We start from the raw sequence: 21961 nt of genomic DNA, 5'->3' as shown, positions 1-21961 counted from the left end.
CGTCACCCGAGATAAGTCTGGGCGAGCAGATCGGAAAGCTGCTCCAATTCGCGTTCGAGCCGCTGGTAGACCTCGACCCCCATGCCCTCCGGCGTCATCACTGCCAGGCCGGAATGGAGCCGCATCGCCTCGCGGTAGAAGGGCGACATCTGGCCGTTGATCAGCGCGTTTGGCAATTGCTCGACCTCGTGATGGATCTCGTTGACCTGGAAGAGGACCGAGCGCGGGTTGAGGGGATCGAGTGCGAGCAAGTCGGTGACCGTCAGCCGTGCGGTGTTGACGTTATAGCGGCGGCGATGGGTCATGACGCTGTCGCCGATCTCCAGCAGCATGTCGAGGGCGCCGTCAGGCGCTTCCGAACCGGACATGTGGCCGAGCAGGCGCGTCATGTGCAGGCCACGCTCGATATAGCGGCCGAGAGAGAGGAAGCGCCAGCCCATGAAGCGGTACATGTTTTCGTGCACGAGGCCGGCGAAACCAGCGAGCTTGCGCAGGAGGATCGTCATCGCATGGCTGGCGTCGTCGCCGGCAGAGACGGTGACATGGAAGCGGCGGGCGGTCTTGGCGAGATCGTTGAGGGCAAGCCAACCATCGGGCGAGAAGCGGTCGCGGATGTTGCTGGCGGAATAAACGGCGCTGTCGATGTTGCGCAACAGCGTTTCCGGCACGGGCTCGGCGGTATCGATATCGACGGCTGCGAGATAGGCGGAGACATCTGCGAGCAGCGGCTGGCTCGGATCGGCGGCTTCGGCAAAACGCGCATGCCAGGCGCGCAGGATGCGCAGCGCCCCTTCGGCGCGTTCGATGTAGCGGCCGAGCCAGAACAGGTTGTCGGCCGCGCGGCTCGGCAGGCTGCCCGGCATGTTGCGGGTGAAGCTGCCTTCCGCCGGCAGCAGCGTGTGGCGTTCGACAGGCTTGTCGCTGACGATCCAGACGTCGGCGGCCGCTCCGCCAGACTGCATGGCGATTGCCGCGACATCGGCGCCGGAGCCGATGCGGGCAAAGCCGCCGGGCATGATCTGCCAGCCGTTTGCCGTGCGGGCCGCGAAGACGCGCAGCGACATCGGCCGCGGCACGAGCTTGCCGTCTATCCAGGCAGGCGTCGTCGAGAGCGTGACGACCTCCTGGCCGACCAGCTTCGGGCCGTCCGTATTCAGCCAGTCGGCAATGGAATCTTTGGCGGTCGCGCGCAGCGACGAGCCGAGCACGGATTCGCCGTTATCGTCGAAGAAGGGGGCGCGGGAATAGGCCGGGCCGATCACCATCTTCTCGATATTTTTGGCGACCTGCTCGCGCTCTTCCTTCTGGCCGCACCACCAGGTCGCGATCGAAGGCAGTTTCAGATCCTGCCCAAGCAGATGCCGGCAGATGGTCGGCATGAAGGCAAGGAGCGCCCGGGTTTCGAGAATGCCGGTGCCGAGCGCGTTGACGATGGTGACGCTCTCGGCGCGCAGCGCTTCCACCAGACCGGGCGTGCCGATATGCGAATTCTGGTTGAGCTCCAGCGGGTCGGCAAAGGCCGAATCGAGACGGCGCCAGAGCACGCCGATCGGCTTCAGTCCCGCGACCGTGCGCACCATGACGCGGCCCTTGACGACGGTGAGATCCTCGCCTTCGAGCAGCATGAAGCCGAGATAGCGGGCGATATAGGCGTGTTCGTAATAGGTCTCGTTGGCCGGGCCCGGCGTCAGCACGGCGATGCGGTCGTCGCCCGAATGTTTCATGTCCTGCAGCGCATCGCGGAAGCCGCCGAAGAAGGAGGCGAGGCGGTGAACCGGCGTTTCGGCGTAGATATCCGAGAAGGCTCGGGTCGTCGCGACGCGGTTTTCAAGCGCAAAGCCGGCGCCGGAGGGAGCCTGGGTGCGGTCTGCCAGCACCCACCAATTGCCGTCTGGCCCGCGGCCGATCTCGAAGGCGCAGAAATGCAGATAATGGCCGGTGGCCGGCCGGATGCCGGCGAGCGGGCGCTGGAATTCAGGATTGGCGGCGATCAGCGCCGGCGGCAGAAAACCTTCCGCTACCAATCGGTTCTCGCCGTAGATATCGGCGATGATCGCCTCCAGCAGATCGGCGCGCTGAACGAGCCCTGCCGACAGCGTCTGCCATTCGCGCTCGTCGATCAGCACCGGGATATGCGAGATCGGCCAGGCGCGTTCGCCGGTGCCCTTGCTGCCATAGGCGCGGTAGAAAACGCCGGCGTCTCTGAGGTAACGGTCTGCGCGGGCGAAACGCTCCGCGAGATCCTTTTCCGGCATTGCGCCGAGATGCGAGAGGAAACGCTGCCAGACGGGGCGGACCGCGCCCTTATTGTCCACCATCTCGTCGGCTGTGCCAGGAAGCGGTGCATAATCGAAGGCCGCATCCTTGCCGATGCGATCGCCAGCCTCTTCCCTGCGCTCCACTGCCGGTCTCTTACCCATCAAACCCCAACTTCAACCTTCGGCCGCTACCCGGGCCTCAAATGCCGGCGGGCCGCCTCAGATCCAGCGTCAGCGGGAATTCCGGCGAACCCGTCTCGGCGCGCGGAATATACCCGCCCGCCGTATGTCCCCATGGCTCGAAACGGGCGAGCCGCCTTGCTTCCGCCTCGTTGCCGTTGACCGGGAAGGTGTCATAGGTCCGGCCGCCCGGATGGGCAACATGATAGATGCAGCCGCCGATCGAACGCTTCGACCATGTATCATAAATGTCAAAAGTCAAAGGTGTGTTGATCGGCAGCACCGGATGCAGGCCGGAGGCCGGCTGCCATGCCTTGTAGCGGACGCCGGCGACCGATACGCCCGAAGCGCCGGCCGGCGTCAGCGGCAGGATGCGGCCGTTGCAGGTGACGGTGTAGCGTGCGGTGTTGCTGGTTTCGAACCGCACCTGGAGGCGCTCGACGGACGAATCGACGTAACGCACCGTGCCGCCGATCGCCCCTTGCTCACCCATGACATGCCATGGTTCCAGCGCTTGGCGCAGTTCCAGCTTCGATCCCTCATATTCGACCTCGCCGCAGAAGGGGAAGCGGAATTCGAGCTGGGCCTTGAACCATTCGGGGCTGAGATCGAAGCCGTTTTGACGAAGGTCCGCCAATACGTCGAGGAAATCGGCCCAGACATAATGCGGCAGCATGAAGCGGTCGTGCAGCGAGGTTCCCCAGCGCACGAACTTGCCGTCGGCCGGGTTTATCCAGAAACGGGCGATCAGCGCACGCACCAGCAGTTGCTGGGCAAGCGACATGCGGGCATTCGGCGGCATCTCGAAACCGCGGAATTCCACGAGACCGAGGCGACCCGTCGGACCATCCGGCGAGAAGAGCTTGTCGATGCAGATTTCGGCGCGATGTGTATTGCCGGTCACGTCGATCAAGAGGTTACGGAACAGGCGATCGACGAGCCACGGAAGGGGCTGCAGGCTGCGGCCCGGCGCCGGGATCTGCGCCAGCGCGATTTCCAGTTCGTAGAGGCTGTCGTGACGGGCTTCGTCGATGCGCGGCGCCTGGCTGGTCGGGCCGATGAAGAGGCCCGAGAAGAGATAGGAAAGCGACGGATGGCGTTGCCAGTGCAGCACGAGGCTCTTCAGCAGATCCGGACGGCGCAGGAAAGGGCTGTTGTTTGGATTGCTGCCGCCGACGACGACATGGTTGCCGCCGCCGGTGCCGGTGTGGCGGCCATCGATCATAAATTTGTCGGCGCCGAGACGGCTTTGGCGGGCTTCCTCATAGATAGCGGTGGTGATATCGACCGTCTCGCTCCATGTCGAGGACGGATGGATGTTCACCTCGATGACGCCGGGATCTGGGGCGACGCGGATGACGTTGATGCGCTCGTCCTGCGGCGGCGGATAGCCTTCGATGTGAACGGCGAGCCCTAATGCGGCGGCGGCGCGTTCGGTCGAGGCGATGAGATCGAGATAATCTTCGAGCGTTTCCGTCGGCGGCATGAAGACGCAGAGCCGACCGTCACGCGGCTCGATGGAAAGAGCGGTGCGAACATGGCCGCCGATGTCGTTGACCGACTGCGGCGTGCCCGGTTGCTGACCGGCGAAGGGCTGGAAGTGCGCTGCCTGAAGCGGACGCCCATCATCCTGGCCGAAATCCGGCAGTTCGGGCCGCTCCACGAAAGGATCGAGCGGATTGATGTAGGGATATTGTGAGGGCGGGATATAGGCGAGCGAGCCGAGCGGCAGCCGGTATCCGACCGGGCTGTCGCCCGGCACGAGAAAGATGCGGCCGCGCCGCGTCGACCATTTCTCGCTCGTCCAGGCGCGACCGCTGGCACGTGCGTTCCACGCCTGGACAGGCAGCACATAGCCGGTCGGGCGCGTCAATCCACGATCGAAGACGCGGGCAATGCGGTTGCGCTCCTCGGGATCTTCAAGCTTGGAATTCGATGGATCGACATTATCCGGCAGGTTCGCTTCCTTGACGAGCCATTCGGCGGGATCCTCGAAGGCCGGCACGACGTAATCGGGGGGTAGATCGAGCTCGCCGGCGATTGCCGTCAACAGGCGGCCGGCATCATCCTCCGTCACCTGATAATTGCGCCCCTCGGTGGCAACCAAAACATCATTGGACCAGATCGGCAAGCCGTCCTTGCGCCAATAGAGCGAGAAGGTCCAGCGCGGCAGGCTCTCGCCCGGATACCATTTGCCCTGACCGTAATGCAGAAAGCCGTTCGGAGCAAAACGGGTGCGAAGCCGGCGGATGAGCGTGTCGGCTTTTTCGCGCTTGGTCGGGCCTACGGCCTCGGTGTTCCATTCGGGCGATTGGAAATCATCGATCGAGACGAAGGTCGGCTCGCCGCCCATGGTGAGGCGCACATCCTCGGCTTCGAGGATGCGGTCGACCTTTTCTCCGAGGTCGTTGAGCTCGTTCCAGCTGTCGTCGGAGAAGGGCTTGGTGATGCGCGGATGTTCGGCGACGCGCGAAACCTTCATATCGAAGGCGAATTCGGTTTCTGCCTCGCCGAAATAGCCGCCGGAAATCGGAGCGGCGTTGCGGTAATGCGGCGTGGCGGCAAGCGGGATATGGCTTTCGCCGGTCAGAAGGCCGGAGGTCGGATCGAGGCCAACCCAGCCGGCGCCGGGCATGTAGACCTCGGCCCAGGCATGCAGGTCGGTGAAATCGATTTCCGTGCCTGAGGGGCCGTCGAGCGCCTTCAGATCAGGCGTCAGCTGGATGAGGTAGCCGGAGACGAAACGGGCGGCAAGACCGAGATGGCGCAGGATCTGGACGAGCAGCCAGCTGGTGTCGCGGCAGGAGCCCTTGGCGCTTTCCAGCGTCTCTTCCGGCGTCTGCACGCCGGCTTCCATGCGGATGACATAGCCGATCTGCCGCTGCAGGCGAGCATTCAAACCGACGACCATATCGATCGTCGGCTGGCCGGGCGACCAGTCGAGCGTCGGCAGCAGCGCCTTGAGGCGCGGGCCGGCCGGTTCCGGGGTCATATAGATCGACAGGTCCTCGCGCATCGTTTCGGGGTAATCGAACGGCCACTTCGTCGCTTCCTCTTCGACGAAGAAATCGAAAGGATTGTAGACCGTCATGTCGGCGACAAGGTCGACTTCGATCTTGAACTCGGTGACGGGATCCGGAAAGACGTAGCGGGCGAGGTAGTTGCCGTAAGGATCCTGCTGCAGATTGACGAAGTGGTTGGAGGGCGTGACCTTCAGCGAGTGGCTGAGCACGCGTGTCTTCGAATGCGAGGCCGGTTTCAACCGGATAATCTGTGGGCCGAGGCGGACCGGTTTGTCGTAGATATAATGAGTCAGGTGATAGATGCTGGCTTTGATCGACATATTGCTCTTTTTATCCGGCGCGCATCGTCGTGCGGCTTGCTGTTCCCGAAGCCAGTGTGTGCAATGCAGCGAAAGAAAGCAAGGTGGAAAGGTCGACGCGGCGGCGGCTTTCAGGCCGCCCTGGCGAAAGTGACGGCAGCCCTCAGGCCCCTGCCGTCCTTGCCCGGTTCCAGCGTCAAGGCCGCGTTAAAAAGATTGGCGATTTCCTCGACGATGGGCAGGCCGAGCCCGGCCCCGGGCGCGCCGGAATCATTGCCGCGCGAAAAGCGCATGCGAACTGCCTCCAGCTTCTCCCGCGGAATGCCCGGACCGTTGTCCTCGACTTCGAGACGAACGGTATCGGCGGCCGCGATGATGCGGACGGTGACCTCAGCCCCCTTGCCGGCATAGGCGATGGCGTTGCCGGCGAGGTTGCGCAGCATCTCGCCGATCAGCAGCGGCTCGGCGCGGATCATAGCCGGGCTTTCGCCCTCGAAGCCGAGATCGATGCCGGCGACGGCGGCCGCCGGGATCTGCTCGCCGGTGATTTCCTGAGCGATGGCGGCAACATCTATGGCGGAGGCGGTCAGTGCCTCCTTGGCGGTAGCGGCGTCGATCTTTGCCATCAGGAGAAGCTGGGCAAGGATACGCTCGGCATGCGCCACGGCCTGGTCACCCTTCAGCGCTGCCGCCTGGGCTTCATCAAGCGTGCCGGCGCGGGCCGAAAGAGCGAGCTGGGTGCGGATGATCGCTAGGGGCGTGCGCAATTGATGGCTGGCATTGCCGGTGAAATTGCGCAGCGCATCGAGGGCCGACTGCAGGCGGACCATGAAGGAGTTCACCGTATCGACCAGCGGCTCGACCTCGCTCGGCACGGTCTGTTCGATCGGATGCAGATCGTCAGGACTGCGTTCGCCGATGGCGTCGCCGAGCTTGTAGAGCGGGCGGAGCGCCACCGTGACGGATATCCAGACGATGACCGCCGCGCCCAAGATCATGAAGGCGAGACGCAGCGCCGAACGCACGAGGATCGCCTGGGTCAATTGCCGGCGGGCGATGGTGGTTTCGGCGACCGTCACGACGAAGGGCACGGAGCGGATGCCCGTCGAGGCCGAACGCTCGAGGGTGGCGATGCGGATCGGCTCGCCGCGGAAGCTGTCGTCGGCAAAGGCTGCGGCATTGCCCGGCGTTTTCTTCAGGACCGGCAGCGACTGATAGCCGGTGATGAATTGGCCCGGAGGGCCGTCAACGCGGTAGAAGACGCGGTCCTGCGCCGCCGAGGTCAGCATTTCCAGTGCGACATAGGGGATGTCGACCTGCAACGTGCCGTCTTCGGCAACGACGACGCGTTCGGCAATTGCCAGAGCAGAGCCGGCGAGCACACGGTCGGAAACGATATTCGAGGTCTGGACCGCCTCGCGATAGGTATCGGCGAGCGCCAGCGTCCCGATGACGGCGGTCGAAATGAGCAGCCAGAAGAGCAGCCGGCGTCTGAGGGAGTAGGCGACTTTCATGAGGCCTCGGGCAGCTTGTCGAGATAATAGCCGATGCCGCGGGCGGTCTTGACCGTCAGGCCGTACGGCGAGAGGCGCTTCCTCAGCCGGCTGACATATTGCTCGATCGCGTTTGCGGAAATGTCATCGTCGAAGGCGGTCAGTGATTGGATGATCGCCTCCTTGGCCACCACCTTGCCGGCCCGCATGAACAGGATTTCGAGCAAGCCAAGTTCGCGGGCGGGAATATCAAGCGGGGTGTCGCCTGATGAAAAAGTGCGGGAATTGAGGTCGAAAGAAATGCCGCCGAAGCCGACGGTCGCCGAACGCAGCCCGGCCTGGCGGCGCAGCAACACGCGCACGCGGGCCTCGAACTCGGCAATATCGAAGGGTTTGATCAGATAATCGTCGGCACCGAGATCGAGACCCTTCACCCGTTCTTCCGGCGTGCCGCGCGCCGTCAGGATCAGCACGGCTGCCTGGTTCTGCCGGGCGCGCATGGCGCGCAGCACGTCGAGCCCGTCCATCTCGGGCAGGTTGAGGTCGAGGATCACCAGATCGAAATTTTCCGCCGCGATGACCGCATTGGCGGATGCGCCGTCATGGACGACGTCGACGGCATGGCCCGTGCCGCGCAGGATCGCGGACAGACCGTCGGCCAGCGCGATATTGTCTTCTGTGAGCAGAATGCGCACGGATGTTCCCTCTGTTTTCAAAGGAGATTACAGAGGTGGCGGCGCGATGTCATAGCGATTTTCAAAATTCGGTGAATAGCCGGAAGGAGAATTCAGCTCCCGGTCCTCTCGATGCTTTCGCGTTCCGTCATCGCGACGGCCAACAGTTTCCGGAAGCGGGGATCGTCGCGGATGTTGTCGAGGTCGGAATCATTGTTGAACCATTTGATGTGATAGATGGAGCTGTGCGGCAGCAGCTTCTCAAGGAGCTCGATCGCATGGTCGGCGTCGCCGAGGACGGAATAAACGCAGGCAAGATTATACTGAGCGACAATGTCGTCTGGATCGATGGCGATCGCGCGGGCGGCCCAGTCGCGTGCGCGCGTCGCATCGCCCATATGGGCAAGCGCCAGCGCGCCGCGATGGGCCGGGCCGGAGTTTTCCGGATTGAGATTGAGCGCACGTTCAGCGCGCAGCAGGCCGAGCCGTGCCCAGTTTTCCGTGTCCACCGGACGGCCGAGCGAACGGTAGGCCGACATTAGATGGATCGGCGAGACGTAGTCGTCATGGCGAATTTCGGCGGCGCGGGTGAAATATTGGACGGATTCGGCAAAGTTGCCGTGCATGAAGAAGAACCGGGCATAGTGGAAATTCGCCTCGAAGAGGTTGGGGTCGAGGGTGAGGGCGCGTTCGAAGGCCGCCGCCGCCCGATCGTCGTACCCGCACTGATGCAAGGCCAGGCCGTGCGAGGCATGGGCCTCGGGAAGATTGGGATCAAGCTGAAGGGCGCGGGCGCTCATCTCGAGGATGCGCCTCAGCGGCACATCGTCAGGCGCCCAGTCGCGGATCGCTGCGTCGCAATCGGCGATGCCGGCATAGGCGCGGGCATATTCAGGGTCGAGCTCGACCGCCTTGCAGAACATGCGTCTGGCCAGCTGCAGGTAGGATTTCGTCCAGGTGTGGGAGAGCTGGCGGCCCCTGAGATAATAGGTATAGGCCTCGACATTGGCGGTCGGCTCGTTGGCAATTGCCTTCTTCTCCTCCGGCAGCAGGCGCACCTTCAGCTGGCTGACGATCGCATGAGTGATCTCGTCCTGGATGGCGAAGATGTCGGTGAGGTCGCGGTCGTAACGCTCGGCCCAAAGATGGTCGCCATTGGCGGTGTCGATCAGCTGGCCCGAGATGCGCACGCGCTTGTCGAAGATGCGCACACTTCCTTCGAGCACATATCGCACGCCGAGTTCCTGGGCGAGCCGCTTCAACTTCACAGATACGCCCTTGTAGGTAAAGATCGTGTTGCGCGGCACGACGTGCAGGCTAGAGATCTTCGAGAGATCGGTGATGATGTCTTCGGTGATGCCGTCGGAGAAATAATCCTGGTCGGCATCACCGCTCATGTTTGTGAAGGGCAGCACGGCGATGAAGCAGGTATTGCGGTTTTCAGCGACCAGCTTGGCGGAGGATGGCGGCGCCAAGGTGACGGTGTAGACCTGAACGGGCTGCCTGATATTCTTCAGCGTGTGCTCGCCGATGAATTCGAAGCCGAGATTGAGACGCGAGCCGACCTGGTCGCGCACCGAGGCCGACACGGCGATACCGCCCGGTGCTGCGATAGCCTCGAGCCTCGCGGCAAGATTGACGCCGTCGCCGAAGATGTCACCGTTCTCAACGACGACATCGCCGAGATTGATGCCGATGCGGAATTCGACGCGCTCGTCCTTCGGCACGTTCTCGTTGCGGGCCGACATGCTGCGCTGTATTTCGGCGGCGCAGGCGACGGCATTCACCACGCTCTGGAATTCGGCAAGGATGCCATCGCCGGTGAGTTTGACGATCCGGCCCTTGTAGTCCGAAATACGAACATCGACGAGCTCGCAGCGATGGCGGTTCAGCGCCTGCAAGGTGCCTGACTCATCGACGCCCATCAGTCGGCTGTAGCCGACGACATCCGCAGCGAGAATAGCGCTCAGTCGTCGTTCCATGACCCCTCCCATGGATCTTCCAGAGTAACCCAGCTTTTTATAGAGTTTTTGTCGCGCACTGTCGTCCCCGAATAGAAATTCGGGCGTCTTCGACCTTTCGCCGCGGCAGTGCACCCTATATCGTCGCCAATCTTCATCAATACTCTAAACGAGCGAAGGATGATGTGGAACCATAATCATTTATGATTAAAATCGTCGTCGGGCCAGCAAGTACGCTATTTCTGCTCCATACCAATACTTACTACCCGGCGGCCAATTCCGCTCTGTCCATAACCGGCCCTTGCTCCTCCCGCCGTGCTCGGGCATTGTTGTGGTATGAAGAGAATTTTCATCTTGCTGCTGGTGTTCTGGCCGGGTTGCGTCATGGCCGAGCAAGCCTTTTATCCGGCAAAATCGGGCAATACGGCCGCGCCGGTGCTGACGGTTTATTCTTCGCTCGATGAGCCCTTGGCACAGCCGATGATCCGCGGTTTCCAGGAAGCCAATCCTGATGTGGCGGTCAGATATGAGGACATGCTGACCGGGGAAATTTACGACCGGATCGTCAGGGAAACGGATGCTGGCGGCAAAACGGCGGATTTTGCCTTTTCGTCGGCGATGGACCTGCAGGTGAAGCTTTCCAACGACGGCTATGCGCAGGTCAGCAACCTGCCCATGAGCGCCGCCTGGCCGAAATGGGCGAATTGGCGCAATACCGCCTATGCGCTGACATTCGAGCCGGCGGTGTTCGTCTATCACAAGCCGAGCTTCGCGCACGAGCCGGTGCCGAGCTCGCGGGCGGAATTGGTGGACTATCTGAAGCGCAAGGGCAATGCGGTCTATGGCCGGATCAGCACCTACGATATCGAGCGCTCCGGTGTCGGCTTTCTCTTCATGGCGCGCGACCAGGAGCAATTCGGCGACATTTGGTCGGTGATTGGCGCGATGGGCGCAGCCGGCGTCAAGCTTTACTCGACGAGCTCGGCGATTCTCGAACGCGTCGCCGACGGACGCTTCGTGCTCGGCTACAATATTCTCGGCTCCTACGCCGCTGACTGGGCTTCGCGGCACCCCGATGTCGGCATCGTACTGCCGAGGGACTATACGGTGGTGATGTCGCGCATCGGGCTGGTGCCGCAGGCTGCGGCCGAGCCGGAGCTCGGGCGCCGTTACCTGGCTTTTTTCATGTCGAAGGAGGGCCAGACGATCATGGCGCGCGAGCTGCAGATCCCCGCCGTCAGCCCGGAGGTGGCGGGGGAGAATACGGCCAATACGCTGCAGGAACTGCTCGGCGCCCAACTTCGGCCGGTGCCGGTCAGTCCCGGGCTGATGGTATATCTCGACCAGGTGAAGCGTGCGCGGCTGATCGCGCACTGGAACGAGGTTTTGCGGGCACAGTGATGCGCGTCAGCGTTCGGCTGGCTAGCTCGTCTTTGGTCTCAGCCGGGATAGGTGCACTTCAAACGGCAACGAAGAACCGGATTGAGCGCGGAGATCTTCCGAATTACGGCAAAAAAGTGTCCTGCCCTTCTGGATATCTTGCCGATGTCAGCTAGATGACAGCTTGTTGTGGTGGCTTTGGCTACTTCTTCTCCGTGGAGGCGGAGAATTGAAGCCTTGGGAGGCATTCCGCTCGTCATCCAGGACAACTGCGTCCGCTGGCCGGCCACCCCTCCCGATTCACTGGAAAATAGCAGGCGGTTCGCTCAGCCGCCCACGGAGGACACATCGTGAAGCATACGTTCATCGCAACCCTTCTTGCAGCCGCCATCGCGCTGCCGGCCTATGCGGCCGACTACACCATCATCGCGCCGGCGGCTCCCGGCGGCGGCTGGGACCAGACGGCCCGTTCGCTGCAGACTGCGCTGCAGCAGGAGAAGATCTCCGGCAACGTGCAGGTCCAGAACGTCCCAGGCGCCGGCGGCACCATCGGCCTTGCTCAGTTCAGCAGCCAGGCGGCCGGCAATCCGAACTCGCTGATCGTCGGCGGCTATGTCATGGTCGGCGCCATCCTCACCAACAAGTCGCCGGTGACGCTCAAGAACGTCACGCCGATCGCCCGGCTGACCGGCGAATATGAGGCCGTCGTCGTCCCCGCTTCGTCCGATATCAAGACGATGGCCGATCTGGTCGCGGCGCTGAAGAAGGATCCGGGAGCGGTTTCCTGGGGCGGCGGTTCGGCCGGCGGCACCGACCACATCACCGTCGGCCTGATCGCCAAGGCGTCCGGCGTCGACCCGACCAAGATCAACTATGTCGCCTTCTCCGGCGGCGGTGAAGCGCTGGCAGCTATTCTCGGCAACCAGGTCACGGCCGGCGTCTCGAGCTACAGCGAGTTCGAATCGCAGGTGAAAGCGGGCACGCTGCGTCTTCTTGCCGTCTCTAGCGACAAGCGCATCGACGGCGTTGATGCCCCGACGCTCAAGGAAGCCGGCACGGATGTCAGCATCCAGAACTGGCGCATGGTTGCCGCTGCTCCCGGCCTGTCGGCAGAACAGGTCGCGGCCATCACCTCCGATTTCGAGAAACTGCACAGCTCCGCCACCTGGCAGGAAATCCTGAAGACCAAGGGCTGGGCCGACACCTACCTGTCCGGCGACGCCTTCAAGGCGCAGCTCGAAAAGGATGTCGCCGCCACCGAAGGCATTCTCAAAGAGATCGGACTTGTTCAATGAGCGGGGATAACACCTCCTCGGCAACCACACGCCGCCCTGATTGGGCGGCGTTCATCATTGCCGTTTTCCTGTTCGTCGTCGCCGGCGTGATGGCGTGGGATGCACTGCATCTGAAAACAATCGCGCAGTATGACCGGATCGGCCCGGCAACCATGCCCCAAGTGGTGGCCTTCGGCCTCTTCTGTCTTGGGATATGGACCGCCGCGGAAGCCTGGCGCGGCGAGTTTCCGGAACGCGATCGACAGGAAGTGGCGCCCGTCATCTGGATCGTCGCCGGTCTTGTCGGACAGATGTTGCTTTTGCGCATTGCCGGCTTCTCGATCGCAACCGGCTTGCTGTTTGCGCTGACGGCACGCGGCTTCGGCAAACGCAAGCTCTGGATCTCGCTGCCGTTCGGCATCGTCTTCAGCTTCGTCGTCTGGGCGATCTTCTCGCAGCTGCTGCAGCTGACGCTGCCGGCCGGCCCGCTCGAACGCCTGTTCTTCTGACGGCGCGCGCTGTCAGCACTTTTGATTTTTGCGCAGCGCCGGATAGCGGAACGCACGGCCGGGAACGCGCTTGGGATATCAAGATGAGCACATTCGAATTCCTATGGCAGGGGATCCTGGTTGCGATGCAGCCGATGAACCTGGTTTATGCGCTGGTCGGCGTGACCCTCGGCACCGCCGTCGGCGTGCTGCCCGGCATCGGACCTGCACTCACCGTGGCACTGCTGTTGCCCGCCACCTACAAGCTCGACCCCGGCGGTTCGCTGATCATGTTCGCGGGCATTTATTACGGCGGTATGTATGGCGGTTCGACGACGTCGATCCTGCTCAATACCCCGGGTGAAAGCGCCTCGATCGTCACGGCGCTCGAGGGTAACAAGATGGCGCGCGCCGGGCGCGGCGGGCCGGCGCTGGCGACGGCGGCGATCGGTTCCTTCGTCGCCGGCTTGCTCGCCACGCTCGGGCTCGCCTTCATCGCGCCCTATATCGTCAAGCTGGCGCTGGTCTTCGGGCCACGTGAATATTTCGCGCTGATGGTGCTCGCCTTCGTCACCGTCTCCTCGGCCTTCGGCGATTCAGCGCTGCGCGGTCTGACCTCGCTGTTCATCGGCTTTGCGCTCGCCATGGTCGGCATCGATCAGCAGACAGGGCAGGCGCGGCTTTCCTTCGGCATACCCGACCTGCTTGACGGCATCGAGGTGACGACACTCGCGGTAGCGATGTTTGCGATCGGCGAGACGCTTTATATTGCCGCACAGGGCAACCGGCTCGAGGACAAGGTCGAAGCCGTCAAGGGCTCGCTCTGGATGAACGCGCAGGATTGGGCGCGCTCGTGGAAAGCCTGGCTGCGCGGCACGGCGATCGGCTTTCCGATCGGTGCCATGCCGGCGGGCGGCGCCGAAATCGGCACCTTCCTGTCCTATGCGACCGAAAAACGACTGGCGAAAAACCCCGAGGAGTTCGGCCACGGCGCCATCGAAGGCGTGGCTGGCCCCGAGGCGGCGAACAACGCATCTGCGGCCGGCACGCTGGTGCCGCTGCTGACGCTCGGCCTGCCGACGACGGCAACGGCGGCGATCATGCTTGCCGGGTTCCAGCAATACGGGCTGCAACCCGGGCCGCTGCTGTTTGCCACCAACCCGCAGCTCGTCTGGGGCCTGATCGCCAGCCTGCTCATCGCCAACGCGATGCTCCTGGTCTTGAACCTGCCGATGATCGGCCTCTGGGTGCGGCTGCTGACCATTCCGAAGCCGTGGCTCTATGCCGGCATCCTGCTGTTTGCGACGCTCGGGACGATCGGCGCCAATCCATCGGTCTTCGAGCTCGGCATGCTGCTGGCCTTCGGCCTGCTCGGCTACGTGATGCGGCTCTTCGGTTATCCGATTGCGCCTGTTGTCGTCGGCCTGATCCTTGGGCCCCTTGCCGAGCAGCAGTTGCGACGTGCGCTGGCGATTAGTCAGGGCGACGTCACGGCGCTGGTGATGTCGCCGATCGCGGCTGGACTGCTCATCGTTGCGGCGGCGGCCTTCTTCATTCCGCTGATCCTGCGCATTCGCGGCAGGGGCCAGGTGCTGTCGCAGTTGGCGGCAAACGAAGACTAGAAGAAAAAGACAACCTTACCCCTGCCTCGAAGCCGGCCATGGAGACATGCGCCGGCCTCTTCTTTTTGCATGGCTGAGGTGATTTTACGTGCATTGTGGATCAGTCCGCGCACTGCCACATATGGGTGGTCGATCATAGAGAAAAAGGAAAAGGACAATGTCCGCCATTCGTAATTCAGTCCGCGCCGGCTTCCTGGGCCGTGCATTTGCTACGCTGAGCGCCGCAAATGCCGTCAGCGCCGCTGTCGAAGCTGGTCGCCGTCCGCGCGCCCGCGACCTCAAGGAACTCGGCATCGACCCGGCCTCCTTCGGTCAGGTTATCCGCTGAGCCCTCCAAGGCATGCATGAATGAAACAGCCCGCAACCGGATGGTCGCGGGCTTTATTTTTGTCCGAGTGACAGCCGAAACGCTGAAGCGCATTGCGGCCCTCAAATCTTCTGCCATGTCAGGCGTGCAGTTCTTCCTGCCGGCCGGCGTGATCTTCCACCTGATGGCGCTTGTTGTGGCGAATGGACGACCAGAGCGACAGGCCGATCAGAGCCGCGCCGCCGAGACCGGTGATCACCTCGGGGATGTGAAGCAAGGTCTGCGCATACATGATCACCGAGAGGATCAGGATGGCGTAGAAGGCGCCATGTTCGAGATAGCGGTATTCGGCAAGCGTTCCCTTCTCCACCAGCATGATCGTCATCGAGCGCACATACATGGCGCCGATGCCGAGACCGATCGCGATGACGAAGAGGTTCTGGGTGAGCGCAAAGGCGCCGATGACGCCGTCGAAGGAGAAGCTGGCGTCCAGCACCTCCAGATAGATGAAGGCGCCGAGGCCACCCTTGGCGGCAGCACTCATCGTCTGTTGCGAGGCATCGAGCAGCTCGCCGACGACCTCGACCGCGAGGAAGGTGAGCAGGCCGTAGATGGCGCAATGGACGAAGATGCTGGCTTCCTCGCCGCCGATCAGCCAGGAGAATACAAGCATCAGCGCCAGCACGAAGGCGATCTCGATGCCCCTGATGGTCGCCGAGCGCGCCATCACCTTTTCCAGGCCGCGAAGCCAATGGATCTTCTTCTCATGATCAAAGAAATAGCTGAGGCCGACCATCATCAGGAAAGTGCCGCCGAAAGCTGCGATCGGTAAATGCGCATCGTTCATGATGCGGGCATACTCCTCGGGCTCGCGGGCGGCCAGCACCAGGGCGTCCCAGGGGCCGATCCGTGCCGCGATGGCGACGATCGCCAGCGGAAAGACGATGCGCATGCCGAAAACGGCAATGATGATGCCCCAGGTGAGGAAGCGTTTCTGCCAGAGCGGCGTCATCTCCTTCAGCTTGTTGGCATTGACGATGGCATTGTCGAAGGAGAGCGAGATCTCCAGCACCGCAAGCACGGTGCAGATGAAGAAGACGGTCGCCATGCCGCCGATCGTGCCTGTCGTCTGCCATCCGAGCACGGCGCCGAGAATGAGTCCGAGGGCAGTGACAATGAAAGCCCAGCGGAAGTAGCCGAGCGAGGATTTATCGGTCGCGGGCTGGTTCATGGCCGCACCTCGCGGCCGCAAAGCTTGTTGGAGAGGGTGGAGATATTACAAAAACGCGGCATGCCACAACGGGCATGCTGACGAGGCATGGTGAGCTTTTTCATCGATGAAAAATCCGCCGGCTGAGCTGCAGGCGGTACCGACATCACGAGAGCGCCGTAAAAACTCTCGCCAGAGGGGCCCGGCACCAATGTTCCCCCGTAGCCGATGTCTGGAAGGCTGCGGGATAGGCCCTAGGTAATGAACTTCCCAAACCAGTCAAGCCCAATCGCGACACAGAAATCGGCAATTATTCGGGAACCATCCGACGCCCCGTCCGTTAAACCCTGGTTGAGCTTAAAGGAGGCGCATGATGCACACTTCGACCCATATCCCCGACAAACGCACGGAAGCGTCCGACCGCATGAAGCGGGCAAGACCGAACCGTATGCAGAAGGCGCAGGTGCTGCCGCCGCATCATGTCGACCTGACCCTGACGCCCGGCGTCATCCACGACATTCATGTGCCGGCCCATGTCAGCGGCGCCGACCTCTCCAAAGGCGGTCCCGACATCAAAAGCAAGAAATAAAAGCACCCCTTCGGCACTTCGACGGCAATTCGAAACAGGATGAGAACCATATGACTGCGAACTTTGTGCCCCGCGACATCTTTATTCGGCACGAAAATGAATGGAAGGCCGTTCGTGAGGCGGCCGACGAACGCATCGATCTCGGCAAGCACCAAAAACAGCTCGCCTCATCCATCATTCACCCGGCGTCGATCCGAAAAGGCGATGCTTCGGCCGCCCCGTCAGAATAGGCAGCGGCGTTCAATCATCTTGGCATGAGCGCGCGCCCGGCATGATGCCGGGCGATTGTTTGTCTATCGACGCTCATCCCGATCAACACGCTGCCCGGAATTATAGCCGAGCCACTGCTCGAGCTTGCCGAAGGCGAAGAGGACGCAAATTGCGGCAAGGGTCGTGAAGAAGGCCACTGGCCAATAGCCGAAGCCCATGGCAAGGCCGATCGCGCCGGAGAGCCACATGCCTGCGCCCGTTGTCAGCCCGTGAATGCGACCTCTGGCGAATACGATCATGCCCGCTGCCAGGAAGGCGACGCCTGCGGTCACGGCTTCGATGACGCGCAGCGGATCGATGCGGACCTGCTGGACATCGACGAAACCCGGCATATGCACGGCCTCGATCGAAATGATCGCGAAGAGGGCCGCCGCAAGGCTGATCAGAATATGAGTGCGAAAGCCGGCGGGCCGATCGCGCGCCTCACGTTCGAAGCCGATGAGGCCACCGAAGACAACGGCGCCGAGCAGGCGGGCAAAGATGACGGGGTAGTGGATGCGCGATGCCGGTATCATATCGGCGATAATGAGATCCATCGTGATTTCCTTCGGGCATTCGGTCATTTTTCGCTGGCTAACGTTCGAACATGGGATTTGTTCGGCTTTTGCCCGCCATCCGTTTCGAGTTCCGCGCTGGCCTCGGCGGTCCAGCCTGGCCGTTCGACGGTAGAAATCGGCGTGGGACGCTCATCCTTTCGCCGCGCCAACCTTTCGGAAAGGATTGGGCGGCGATAATCCCGGCCTCACGGGATTCGGACAGATGGCCAAGACAGCGACACGCGGCCGCCGCAAGGCGCCGGCGAGAGGAAAAAGCAGGGCGCGGAGCGGCGGTGGCGGACTGCTGCCCTGGATGGTAATCGGTATTGCCGCATTCGCGGGCATCGCCGCCCATGACAATTGGAAGCATATCAAGCCGATGCTCACCAAAGAACCGGCCGCGACGATACGAGAGATCGCGGAAACGAAGCCTGCGGTCAGGAAGGATACGCCGCCGAAACAGGTGGCACTTGCCGCACCGGCGCCGAAAATGACGGCGCCTGCGCAGCTGTTGCCGCCAGCGGCCATTCCCACGCCGACCGCTCAGCCGGTGAAGTCGACGCCGTCTGCTTCCTATCCTGGGACCCCGGCAACCGCGACGGCCGCCTTCGGCTATTGCGGGCAGGGCGCCCACATCAATTGCGTCGGCGACGGCGGCGTCTTCTGGTACAAGGGCGAAAAGATCGTGATCGCCGACATGGCGAGCCCGATCGTCGACCGGGCGCGCTGCGACGACGAGCGCCGGGTGGCCTTTGCCGCCAAGGCGCGTCTGCTGGCGCTTCTCAACGCCGGACCCTTCACCATGAATGCGGCCGGTAAAACCGATCCTTCGGGCGCGCCGCGCGTCATCTCCCGCGACGGGCGCTCCTTCGGTGCGCAATTGATCAACGAAGGGCTGGCGCGCAAGCCCGGGGCTGCCGGTGGCGCATGGTGCGCGTGATGGCGATTACTTGCCCTTCTTCACCAGCTTGCCGCCGGTGCGAAAGCTGCCGGTAAAGGAGGAATCCTTGCTTTCGGCGGTGCATTCGATGGCGATCGGCTTGCCGCCATAGGGATTGCCGAAGGTGCAGAAGCCGGCGACTTTGACCTGTCCTGTCATCTTGTTGCCGACACCCGTCGTCACGAGGCTGAGCGGCAGGCGGGCATTGCCGTTGGACGCGGGCTTGATGCCGCTACCGTCGCCCTGGAAGCCCAGCGCCTTGCCGTCCGAAGTAAAGATGAAGGTCACCGAGCCATTGGCCAGCGTGACGCTGGCAAGCTCGTTCTTGCAGCCCTTGGTGGCATCGAACTTGGCGACGACGAGCTTGGCGCATTTGCCGGAAAGCGTAATGACGCCGGGGGCTCCCGGAAAGGTCTCGGAAGGTGAAGCTGGTGCTGCGGAAGCCGGCAAGGCGAGGGCGGCGGAAAAAAATGCGGCGGCGGCAAACGCGGATAATTTCATTTCGATCTCAAACCCCATGTCCTAGGCCGAAAACCCGGCCCCTTATTCCCGGCAAGGCGAATCACTGCCTCGTCCTCGGTTCGCCATGGCATGGTTCTGTGTCCGAATTTGGCTCCATTACTCCTGCGGCACAAAGATTCCGTCGTCCCCCGGATGGTTTCGGCGATCGGCGCAGATGAACGAAAAGATGGTTGGGTTTACCAGTTGCGAGATACAGCAATGGCATAGGCTGCCTGGTATCGACAACGATCGATGTGACGCGACGGTGGCAAGGCGCTCATCGAACGCCTGCCGTCTTGGATGCGTGTCTGCTTAAGGGGAATGGGCCCAGGCAGGGAAGTCCAGGCCCATTCTTTCCCGATCGGAGGTCAATCAGATCAGGAATTTGCAGCTGCCGATCTACGGCGCCTTGCGTCTTTTTAGACGCACGGCGCCGTAGCACTCTGAATTGCTGCATTTTCCGATTTCAGGAATCATGCAGCGGCCGGCCGCCTTTATTAGAACGCGCGCTGCAGGCGGAAGTAGCCCGAGGTTACGTCGTTGGCATTGTCCGGGTCGAGGTACTGAACCGAAACCTTAGCCGAGAAGTTGTCGACGATCTGGTAGTCGATCGTGACGCCGGCCTTCCAGGCGTTGACGTCGTCGTTGAACTCGCCGGCAGTGACGCCGTAATTGTCGTAGTACTGAACAGCCGGGGTGATCTTCAGCTTGTCGGTCGCCTTGATGGCGTATTCAGCAGCGATCGCCCATTCAGCCTTGTTGTAGTAGGCGTTCGGGTTGGATGCGTAGACGACTGCGAGGCCGAGCGTGCCCGGGCCGACGGCAACCGTACCCATAGCGCGGACGGCGCCTTCTTCGTTGTCGGTGTCGTAACCGGCAGTGATCTGGTAGCTGAAGATGCCAGCCTTGCCGCCGAGGCCGACGGCAACGCCGACGTTGTTAGCGGTTTCGCCGTTGTAGAACGGGCTGTCTTCCAGCTCGTCAACGCTGATGCCAGCGTAGAAGGCGTCGGTTTCGTACTGATAACGGATGGAGTTATGCAGCGTTACCGGAGAACCGATATCGTCGGTTTCGCCGGAGAGGCCGTCGTCCCACCAGCTGTAGAACAGACCAGCGCGGAAGCCGGCGATGTCGATGTAAGCGGAGTCGAGCTGGGCCTTCTGGGCCGAAGCGTTGTCAGCATTGAACTGCATGACGATGACGCCGGTCAGCGGACCATATTCGGTGTCGCTCTTGGCGGTGAACTGAACCTGACCGCGAGTACGAGCATCCCAGTCCGAGTCGTTGGCGACAGAACCGCCGCCGCCGGCGCCGATCGAGCTGGCGTTCGGAGCAACGTCAACCTGGAAACGGATGTAACCGTTGATCTTCAGGCAGGTTTCGGTGCCGGGGATGTAGAAGTAGCCGGTGCCGTAAGCGTCGCAGACGCGGACATATTCAACCGGTTCCGGCTCGGCAGCGACGATAGCGTCAGCAGCCTGAGCGCCGGAAACTGCTACGAGAGCAGCAGCGGAGCCGAGAAGAAGGCTCTTGATGTTCATGGAATAACCTCCAGTTCAAATGCAGAAGGATGAAGACCGTTGCCATCGGCAGTCCCTACGTGTCTTCACCCCGGGTGATCGAAGCGGCACCTTTTTGGCTCGGTGTCTGCTTCGCCGCGGAAGTTACATAAGGGATGTTGCACCGCAACGTGATTGTCGATCATGACAACACACTGGATCGCTATGTTGCTGAAATCACACGCGTTTTGACACAAACTCGTCATCTGTTTGTCACAAAAATCATACTTTTGAATTCCGAGCACTCAGCAATGGTATGCAATTGATGCTCGAATGAGCGCGTCCTCATATGAGCGCGCGCCATAACCGCAATCTGCGCGCGTCGGCGCAGGGCCAGGCGACCGGATTGCCTGGACATGCCAATCAATCGGAGCAAGGGACGGAATGATTGCGACGCCCTCAAACGGTGACAGAAATCGCCTCACTTGCTAAAGCACATCATAGGGATGGGGTTTTATGCGACGTGCTTTACGGACTTTTGAAATCGTCCCAGAGGATCGCTACCCCAGCCGCGAATACCGTGATTGGAATCAGCCATAACTTGATGCTGATCGGTTCAACGACATGAAATTGCATGTAACCGAAACCGAAGAGGCCAACCCCAGCCAGAGCGAGGCCCAGAATTATGGATATCGCTTTACGTGTCCGGGTCCTTTGCGTCATACGCCCCCTGCTTCCTGCGTGGATGATCTCCACAGCCGATGATATCCGCCCGATCTGGTCGGAGCTAATCACGCAAACCCCCTCGCGCTGAAGTCCGAATTCGGGCGTACGCCGGTCTTGGTAAATGCAATCCCCGAGCCGGAGATCTGTCAATGATGTCAGGGAGATCGGATGGTGGGCGTGACAGGGATTGAACCTGTGACCCCTACGATGTCAACGTAGTGCTCTCCCGCTGAGCTACACGCCCATCCGATGGCGGCGCATAGATCACAAAACCTTCGGAGCCGTCAATAGGCTTTTTTCAGTTTTGTGACGCGCCGCCCGGCAAGCCTTACGCAGCAAGCATTTTGTTGACCTCGTCGACGAGGTCGCGCAGGTGGAAAGGCTTGGAAAGGACCTTCGCATCCTTCGGAGCCTTCGAATCGGGGTTCAGCGCCACGGCGGCAAAACCGGTGATGAACATCACCTTCAAGTCGGGATCGAGTTCGGTGGCGCGGCGCGCCAGCTCGATGCCGTCCATTTCGGGCATGACGATATCGGTCAAGAGCAGGGAAAACGGCTCCTCGCGCAACCGGTCATAGGCGCTGGCGCCATTGTCATAGGAAAGGACCTTATAACCGGCCTTTTCCAGCGCTTTCACCAGGAAGCGGCGCATGTCGTTGTCGTCTTCGGCGAGAAGTATCTTCTGAGTCATCAATCCAGACCGCTGATCAATAGGTTTTGGGTGGGCTGCC

General features: G+C 61.9%; 19 protein-coding genes and 1 tRNA gene. 8 read left to right on the top strand and 12 right to left on the bottom strand.

What is annotated here, in order from left to right; translation table 11 throughout:
- Positions 1 to 2: 2 nt before the first annotated feature.
- The 5 genes from GA0061105_RS17045 to GA0061105_RS17025 all read right to left on the bottom strand — a co-directional run bounded on the left by GA0061105_RS17045 (position 3) and on the right by GA0061105_RS17025 (position 9909).
- The gene (locus tag GA0061105_RS17045) at positions 3 to 2420 is read right to left on the bottom strand and encodes a circularly permuted type 2 ATP-grasp protein (protein ID WP_092751676.1); all 2418 of its coding nucleotides are present in this window, start codon (positions 2418 to 2420) and stop codon (positions 3 to 5) included.
- 37 nt (positions 2421 to 2457) lie between these two features.
- Positions 2458 to 5781 (bottom strand): transglutaminase family protein, encoded by a 3324-nt coding sequence (locus GA0061105_RS17040; RefSeq protein ID WP_092751674.1) that lies wholly within the window; start codon positions 5779 to 5781, stop codon positions 2458 to 2460.
- Positions 5782 to 5891: 110 nt separating this feature from the next.
- Positions 5892 to 7274, bottom strand: coding sequence for a sensor histidine kinase (locus GA0061105_RS17035; RefSeq protein ID WP_064694314.1), 1383 nt, complete (start codon positions 7272 to 7274; stop codon positions 5892 to 5894).
- A complete protein-coding gene (locus tag GA0061105_RS17030) occupies positions 7271 to 7948 on the bottom strand; it encodes a response regulator (RefSeq protein WP_064694315.1) in 678 nt (225 codons plus the stop codon). The genes GA0061105_RS17035 and GA0061105_RS17030 overlap by 4 nt, the downstream gene beginning before the upstream one ends.
- Positions 7949 to 8040: 92 nt before the next feature.
- The gene (locus GA0061105_RS17025) at positions 8041 to 9909 is read right to left on the bottom strand and encodes a TPR end-of-group domain-containing protein (protein WP_092751672.1); all 1869 of its coding nucleotides are present in this window, start codon (positions 9907 to 9909) and stop codon (positions 8041 to 8043) included.
- Between the two features lie 333 nt (positions 9910 to 10242).
- Here GA0061105_RS17025 and GA0061105_RS17020 point away from each other — a divergent pair, with 333 nt between their 5' ends.
- The 5 genes from GA0061105_RS17020 to GA0061105_RS32865 all read left to right on the top strand — a co-directional run bounded on the left by GA0061105_RS17020 (position 10243) and on the right by GA0061105_RS32865 (position 14980).
- A complete protein-coding gene (locus tag GA0061105_RS17020) occupies positions 10243 to 11289 on the top strand; it encodes an ABC transporter substrate-binding protein (RefSeq protein ID WP_064694317.1) in 1047 nt (348 codons plus the stop codon).
- 329 nt (positions 11290 to 11618) lie between these two features.
- Positions 11619 to 12563: a Bug family tripartite tricarboxylate transporter substrate binding protein gene (locus GA0061105_RS17015; RefSeq protein WP_092751670.1), complete on the top strand. Its 945-nt coding sequence runs from the start codon at positions 11619 to 11621 to the stop codon at positions 12561 to 12563.
- The gene (locus GA0061105_RS17010) at positions 12560 to 13051 is read left to right on the top strand and encodes a tripartite tricarboxylate transporter TctB family protein (RefSeq protein ID WP_064694319.1); all 492 of its coding nucleotides are present in this window, start codon (positions 12560 to 12562) and stop codon (positions 13049 to 13051) included. Before GA0061105_RS17015 ends, GA0061105_RS17010 begins: the two co-directional genes overlap by 4 nt.
- Before the next feature lie 83 nt (positions 13052 to 13134).
- A complete protein-coding gene (locus tag GA0061105_RS17005) occupies positions 13135 to 14652 on the top strand; it encodes a tripartite tricarboxylate transporter permease (RefSeq protein WP_064694320.1) in 1518 nt (505 codons plus the stop codon).
- Between the two features lie 157 nt (positions 14653 to 14809).
- Positions 14810 to 14980: a hypothetical protein gene (locus GA0061105_RS32865; protein WP_092751668.1), complete on the top strand. Its 171-nt coding sequence runs from the start codon at positions 14810 to 14812 to the stop codon at positions 14978 to 14980.
- 118 nt (positions 14981 to 15098) lie between these two features.
- Here GA0061105_RS32865 and GA0061105_RS16995 read toward each other — a convergent pair whose 3' ends face one another.
- Entirely contained in the window at positions 15099 to 16190 is a 1092-nt protein-coding gene (locus tag GA0061105_RS16995) for a DUF475 domain-containing protein (RefSeq protein WP_064694321.1), read from the bottom strand.
- A 349-nt stretch (positions 16191 to 16539) separates the two neighbouring features.
- On the opposite strand from GA0061105_RS16995, the gene GA0061105_RS16990 reads away from it, so the two are divergent.
- Positions 16540 to 16758 (top strand): hypothetical protein, encoded by a 219-nt coding sequence (locus tag GA0061105_RS16990; protein ID WP_208601661.1) that lies wholly within the window; start codon positions 16540 to 16542, stop codon positions 16756 to 16758.
- A 50-nt stretch (positions 16759 to 16808) separates the two neighbouring features.
- Entirely contained in the window at positions 16809 to 16988 is a 180-nt protein-coding gene (locus GA0061105_RS16985; RefSeq protein ID WP_092751666.1) for a hypothetical protein, read from the top strand.
- Positions 16989 to 17051: 63 nt separating this feature from the next.
- Here the strand turns inward: GA0061105_RS16985 and GA0061105_RS16980 are convergent, their stop codons facing one another.
- The gene (locus GA0061105_RS16980; protein WP_064694480.1) at positions 17052 to 17564 is read right to left on the bottom strand and encodes an MgtC/SapB family protein; all 513 of its coding nucleotides are present in this window, start codon (positions 17562 to 17564) and stop codon (positions 17052 to 17054) included.
- A 223-nt stretch (positions 17565 to 17787) separates the two neighbouring features.
- On the opposite strand from GA0061105_RS16980, the gene GA0061105_RS16975 reads away from it, so the two are divergent.
- The gene (locus GA0061105_RS16975) at positions 17788 to 18504 is read left to right on the top strand and encodes a hypothetical protein (protein WP_092751848.1); all 717 of its coding nucleotides are present in this window, start codon (positions 17788 to 17790) and stop codon (positions 18502 to 18504) included.
- Between the two features lie 6 nt (positions 18505 to 18510).
- On the opposite strand, the gene GA0061105_RS16970 is transcribed toward GA0061105_RS16975, so the two are convergent.
- The 5 genes from GA0061105_RS16970 to cpdR1 form a co-directional block, all read right to left on the bottom strand.
- Positions 18511 to 19005 (bottom strand): hypothetical protein, encoded by a 495-nt coding sequence (locus tag GA0061105_RS16970; RefSeq protein ID WP_092751846.1) that lies wholly within the window; start codon positions 19003 to 19005, stop codon positions 18511 to 18513.
- Between the two features lie 497 nt (positions 19006 to 19502).
- Positions 19503 to 20546, bottom strand: a complete 1044-nt coding sequence (locus tag GA0061105_RS16965) for a porin (protein ID WP_092751664.1) — start codon at positions 20544 to 20546, stop codon at positions 19503 to 19505.
- 486 nt (positions 20547 to 21032) lie between these two features.
- A complete protein-coding gene (locus tag GA0061105_RS33920) occupies positions 21033 to 21227 on the bottom strand; it encodes a hypothetical protein (RefSeq protein WP_092751661.1) in 195 nt (64 codons plus the stop codon).
- A gap of 172 nt (positions 21228 to 21399) precedes the next feature.
- A tRNA-Val gene (locus GA0061105_RS16955) sits at positions 21400 to 21474 on the bottom strand.
- Between the two features lie 84 nt (positions 21475 to 21558).
- Positions 21559 to 21921 (bottom strand): response regulator CpdR1, encoded by a 363-nt coding sequence (gene cpdR1, locus GA0061105_RS16950; protein WP_003542883.1) that lies wholly within the window; start codon positions 21919 to 21921, stop codon positions 21559 to 21561.
- Positions 21922 to 21961: the final 40 nt, after the last annotated feature.

Origin of the sequence: Rhizobium aethiopicum (assembly GCF_900094625.1) — a bacterium.
GTDB classification, from domain to species: domain Bacteria; phylum Pseudomonadota; class Alphaproteobacteria; order Rhizobiales; family Rhizobiaceae; genus Rhizobium; species Rhizobium aethiopicum.
Note: the sequence above shows the minus strand (reverse complement) of the source record. Positions and strands in the feature narration are given on the sequence as shown.

Excerpts from the sequence above, each read along its gene's own strand:
- cpdR1 (WP_003542883.1), bottom strand. The coding sequence starts at position 21,921 with ATGACTCAGAAGATACTTCTCGCCGAAGACGACAACGACATGCGCCGC.
- GA0061105_RS16970 (WP_092751846.1), bottom strand. The coding sequence starts at position 19,005 with ATGAAATTATCCGCGTTTGCCGCCGCCGCATTTTTTTCCGCCGCCCTC.
- GA0061105_RS32865 (WP_092751668.1), top strand. The coding sequence starts at position 14,810 with ATGTCCGCCATTCGTAATTCAGTCCGCGCCGGCTTCCTGGGCCGTGCA.
- GA0061105_RS16980 (WP_064694480.1), bottom strand. The coding sequence starts at position 17,564 with ATGGATCTCATTATCGCCGATATGATACCGGCATCGCGCATCCACTAC.
- GA0061105_RS16990 (WP_208601661.1), top strand. The coding sequence starts at position 16,540 with ATGATGCACACTTCGACCCATATCCCCGACAAACGCACGGAAGCGTCC.
- GA0061105_RS17035 (WP_064694314.1), bottom strand. The coding sequence starts at position 7,274 with ATGAAAGTCGCCTACTCCCTCAGACGCCGGCTGCTCTTCTGGCTGCTC.
- GA0061105_RS16965 (WP_092751664.1), bottom strand. The coding sequence starts at position 20,546 with ATGAACATCAAGAGCCTTCTTCTCGGCTCCGCTGCTGCTCTCGTAGCA.
- GA0061105_RS33920 (WP_092751661.1), bottom strand. The coding sequence starts at position 21,227 with ATGACGCAAAGGACCCGGACACGTAAAGCGATATCCATAATTCTGGGC.
- GA0061105_RS17005 (WP_064694320.1), top strand. The coding sequence starts at position 13,135 with ATGAGCACATTCGAATTCCTATGGCAGGGGATCCTGGTTGCGATGCAG.
- GA0061105_RS17010 (WP_064694319.1), top strand. The coding sequence starts at position 12,560 with ATGAGCGGGGATAACACCTCCTCGGCAACCACACGCCGCCCTGATTGG.
- GA0061105_RS17025 (WP_092751672.1), bottom strand. The coding sequence starts at position 9,909 with ATGGAACGACGACTGAGCGCTATTCTCGCTGCGGATGTCGTCGGCTAC.
- GA0061105_RS17040 (WP_092751674.1), bottom strand. The coding sequence starts at position 5,781 with ATGTCGATCAAAGCCAGCATCTATCACCTGACTCATTATATCTACGAC.
- GA0061105_RS16995 (WP_064694321.1), bottom strand. The coding sequence starts at position 16,190 with ATGAACCAGCCCGCGACCGATAAATCCTCGCTCGGCTACTTCCGCTGG.
- GA0061105_RS17045 (WP_092751676.1), bottom strand. The coding sequence starts at position 2,420 with ATGGGTAAGAGACCGGCAGTGGAGCGCAGGGAAGAGGCTGGCGATCGC.
- GA0061105_RS16985 (WP_092751666.1), top strand. The coding sequence starts at position 16,809 with ATGACTGCGAACTTTGTGCCCCGCGACATCTTTATTCGGCACGAAAAT.
- GA0061105_RS16975 (WP_092751848.1), top strand. The coding sequence starts at position 17,788 with ATGGCCAAGACAGCGACACGCGGCCGCCGCAAGGCGCCGGCGAGAGGA.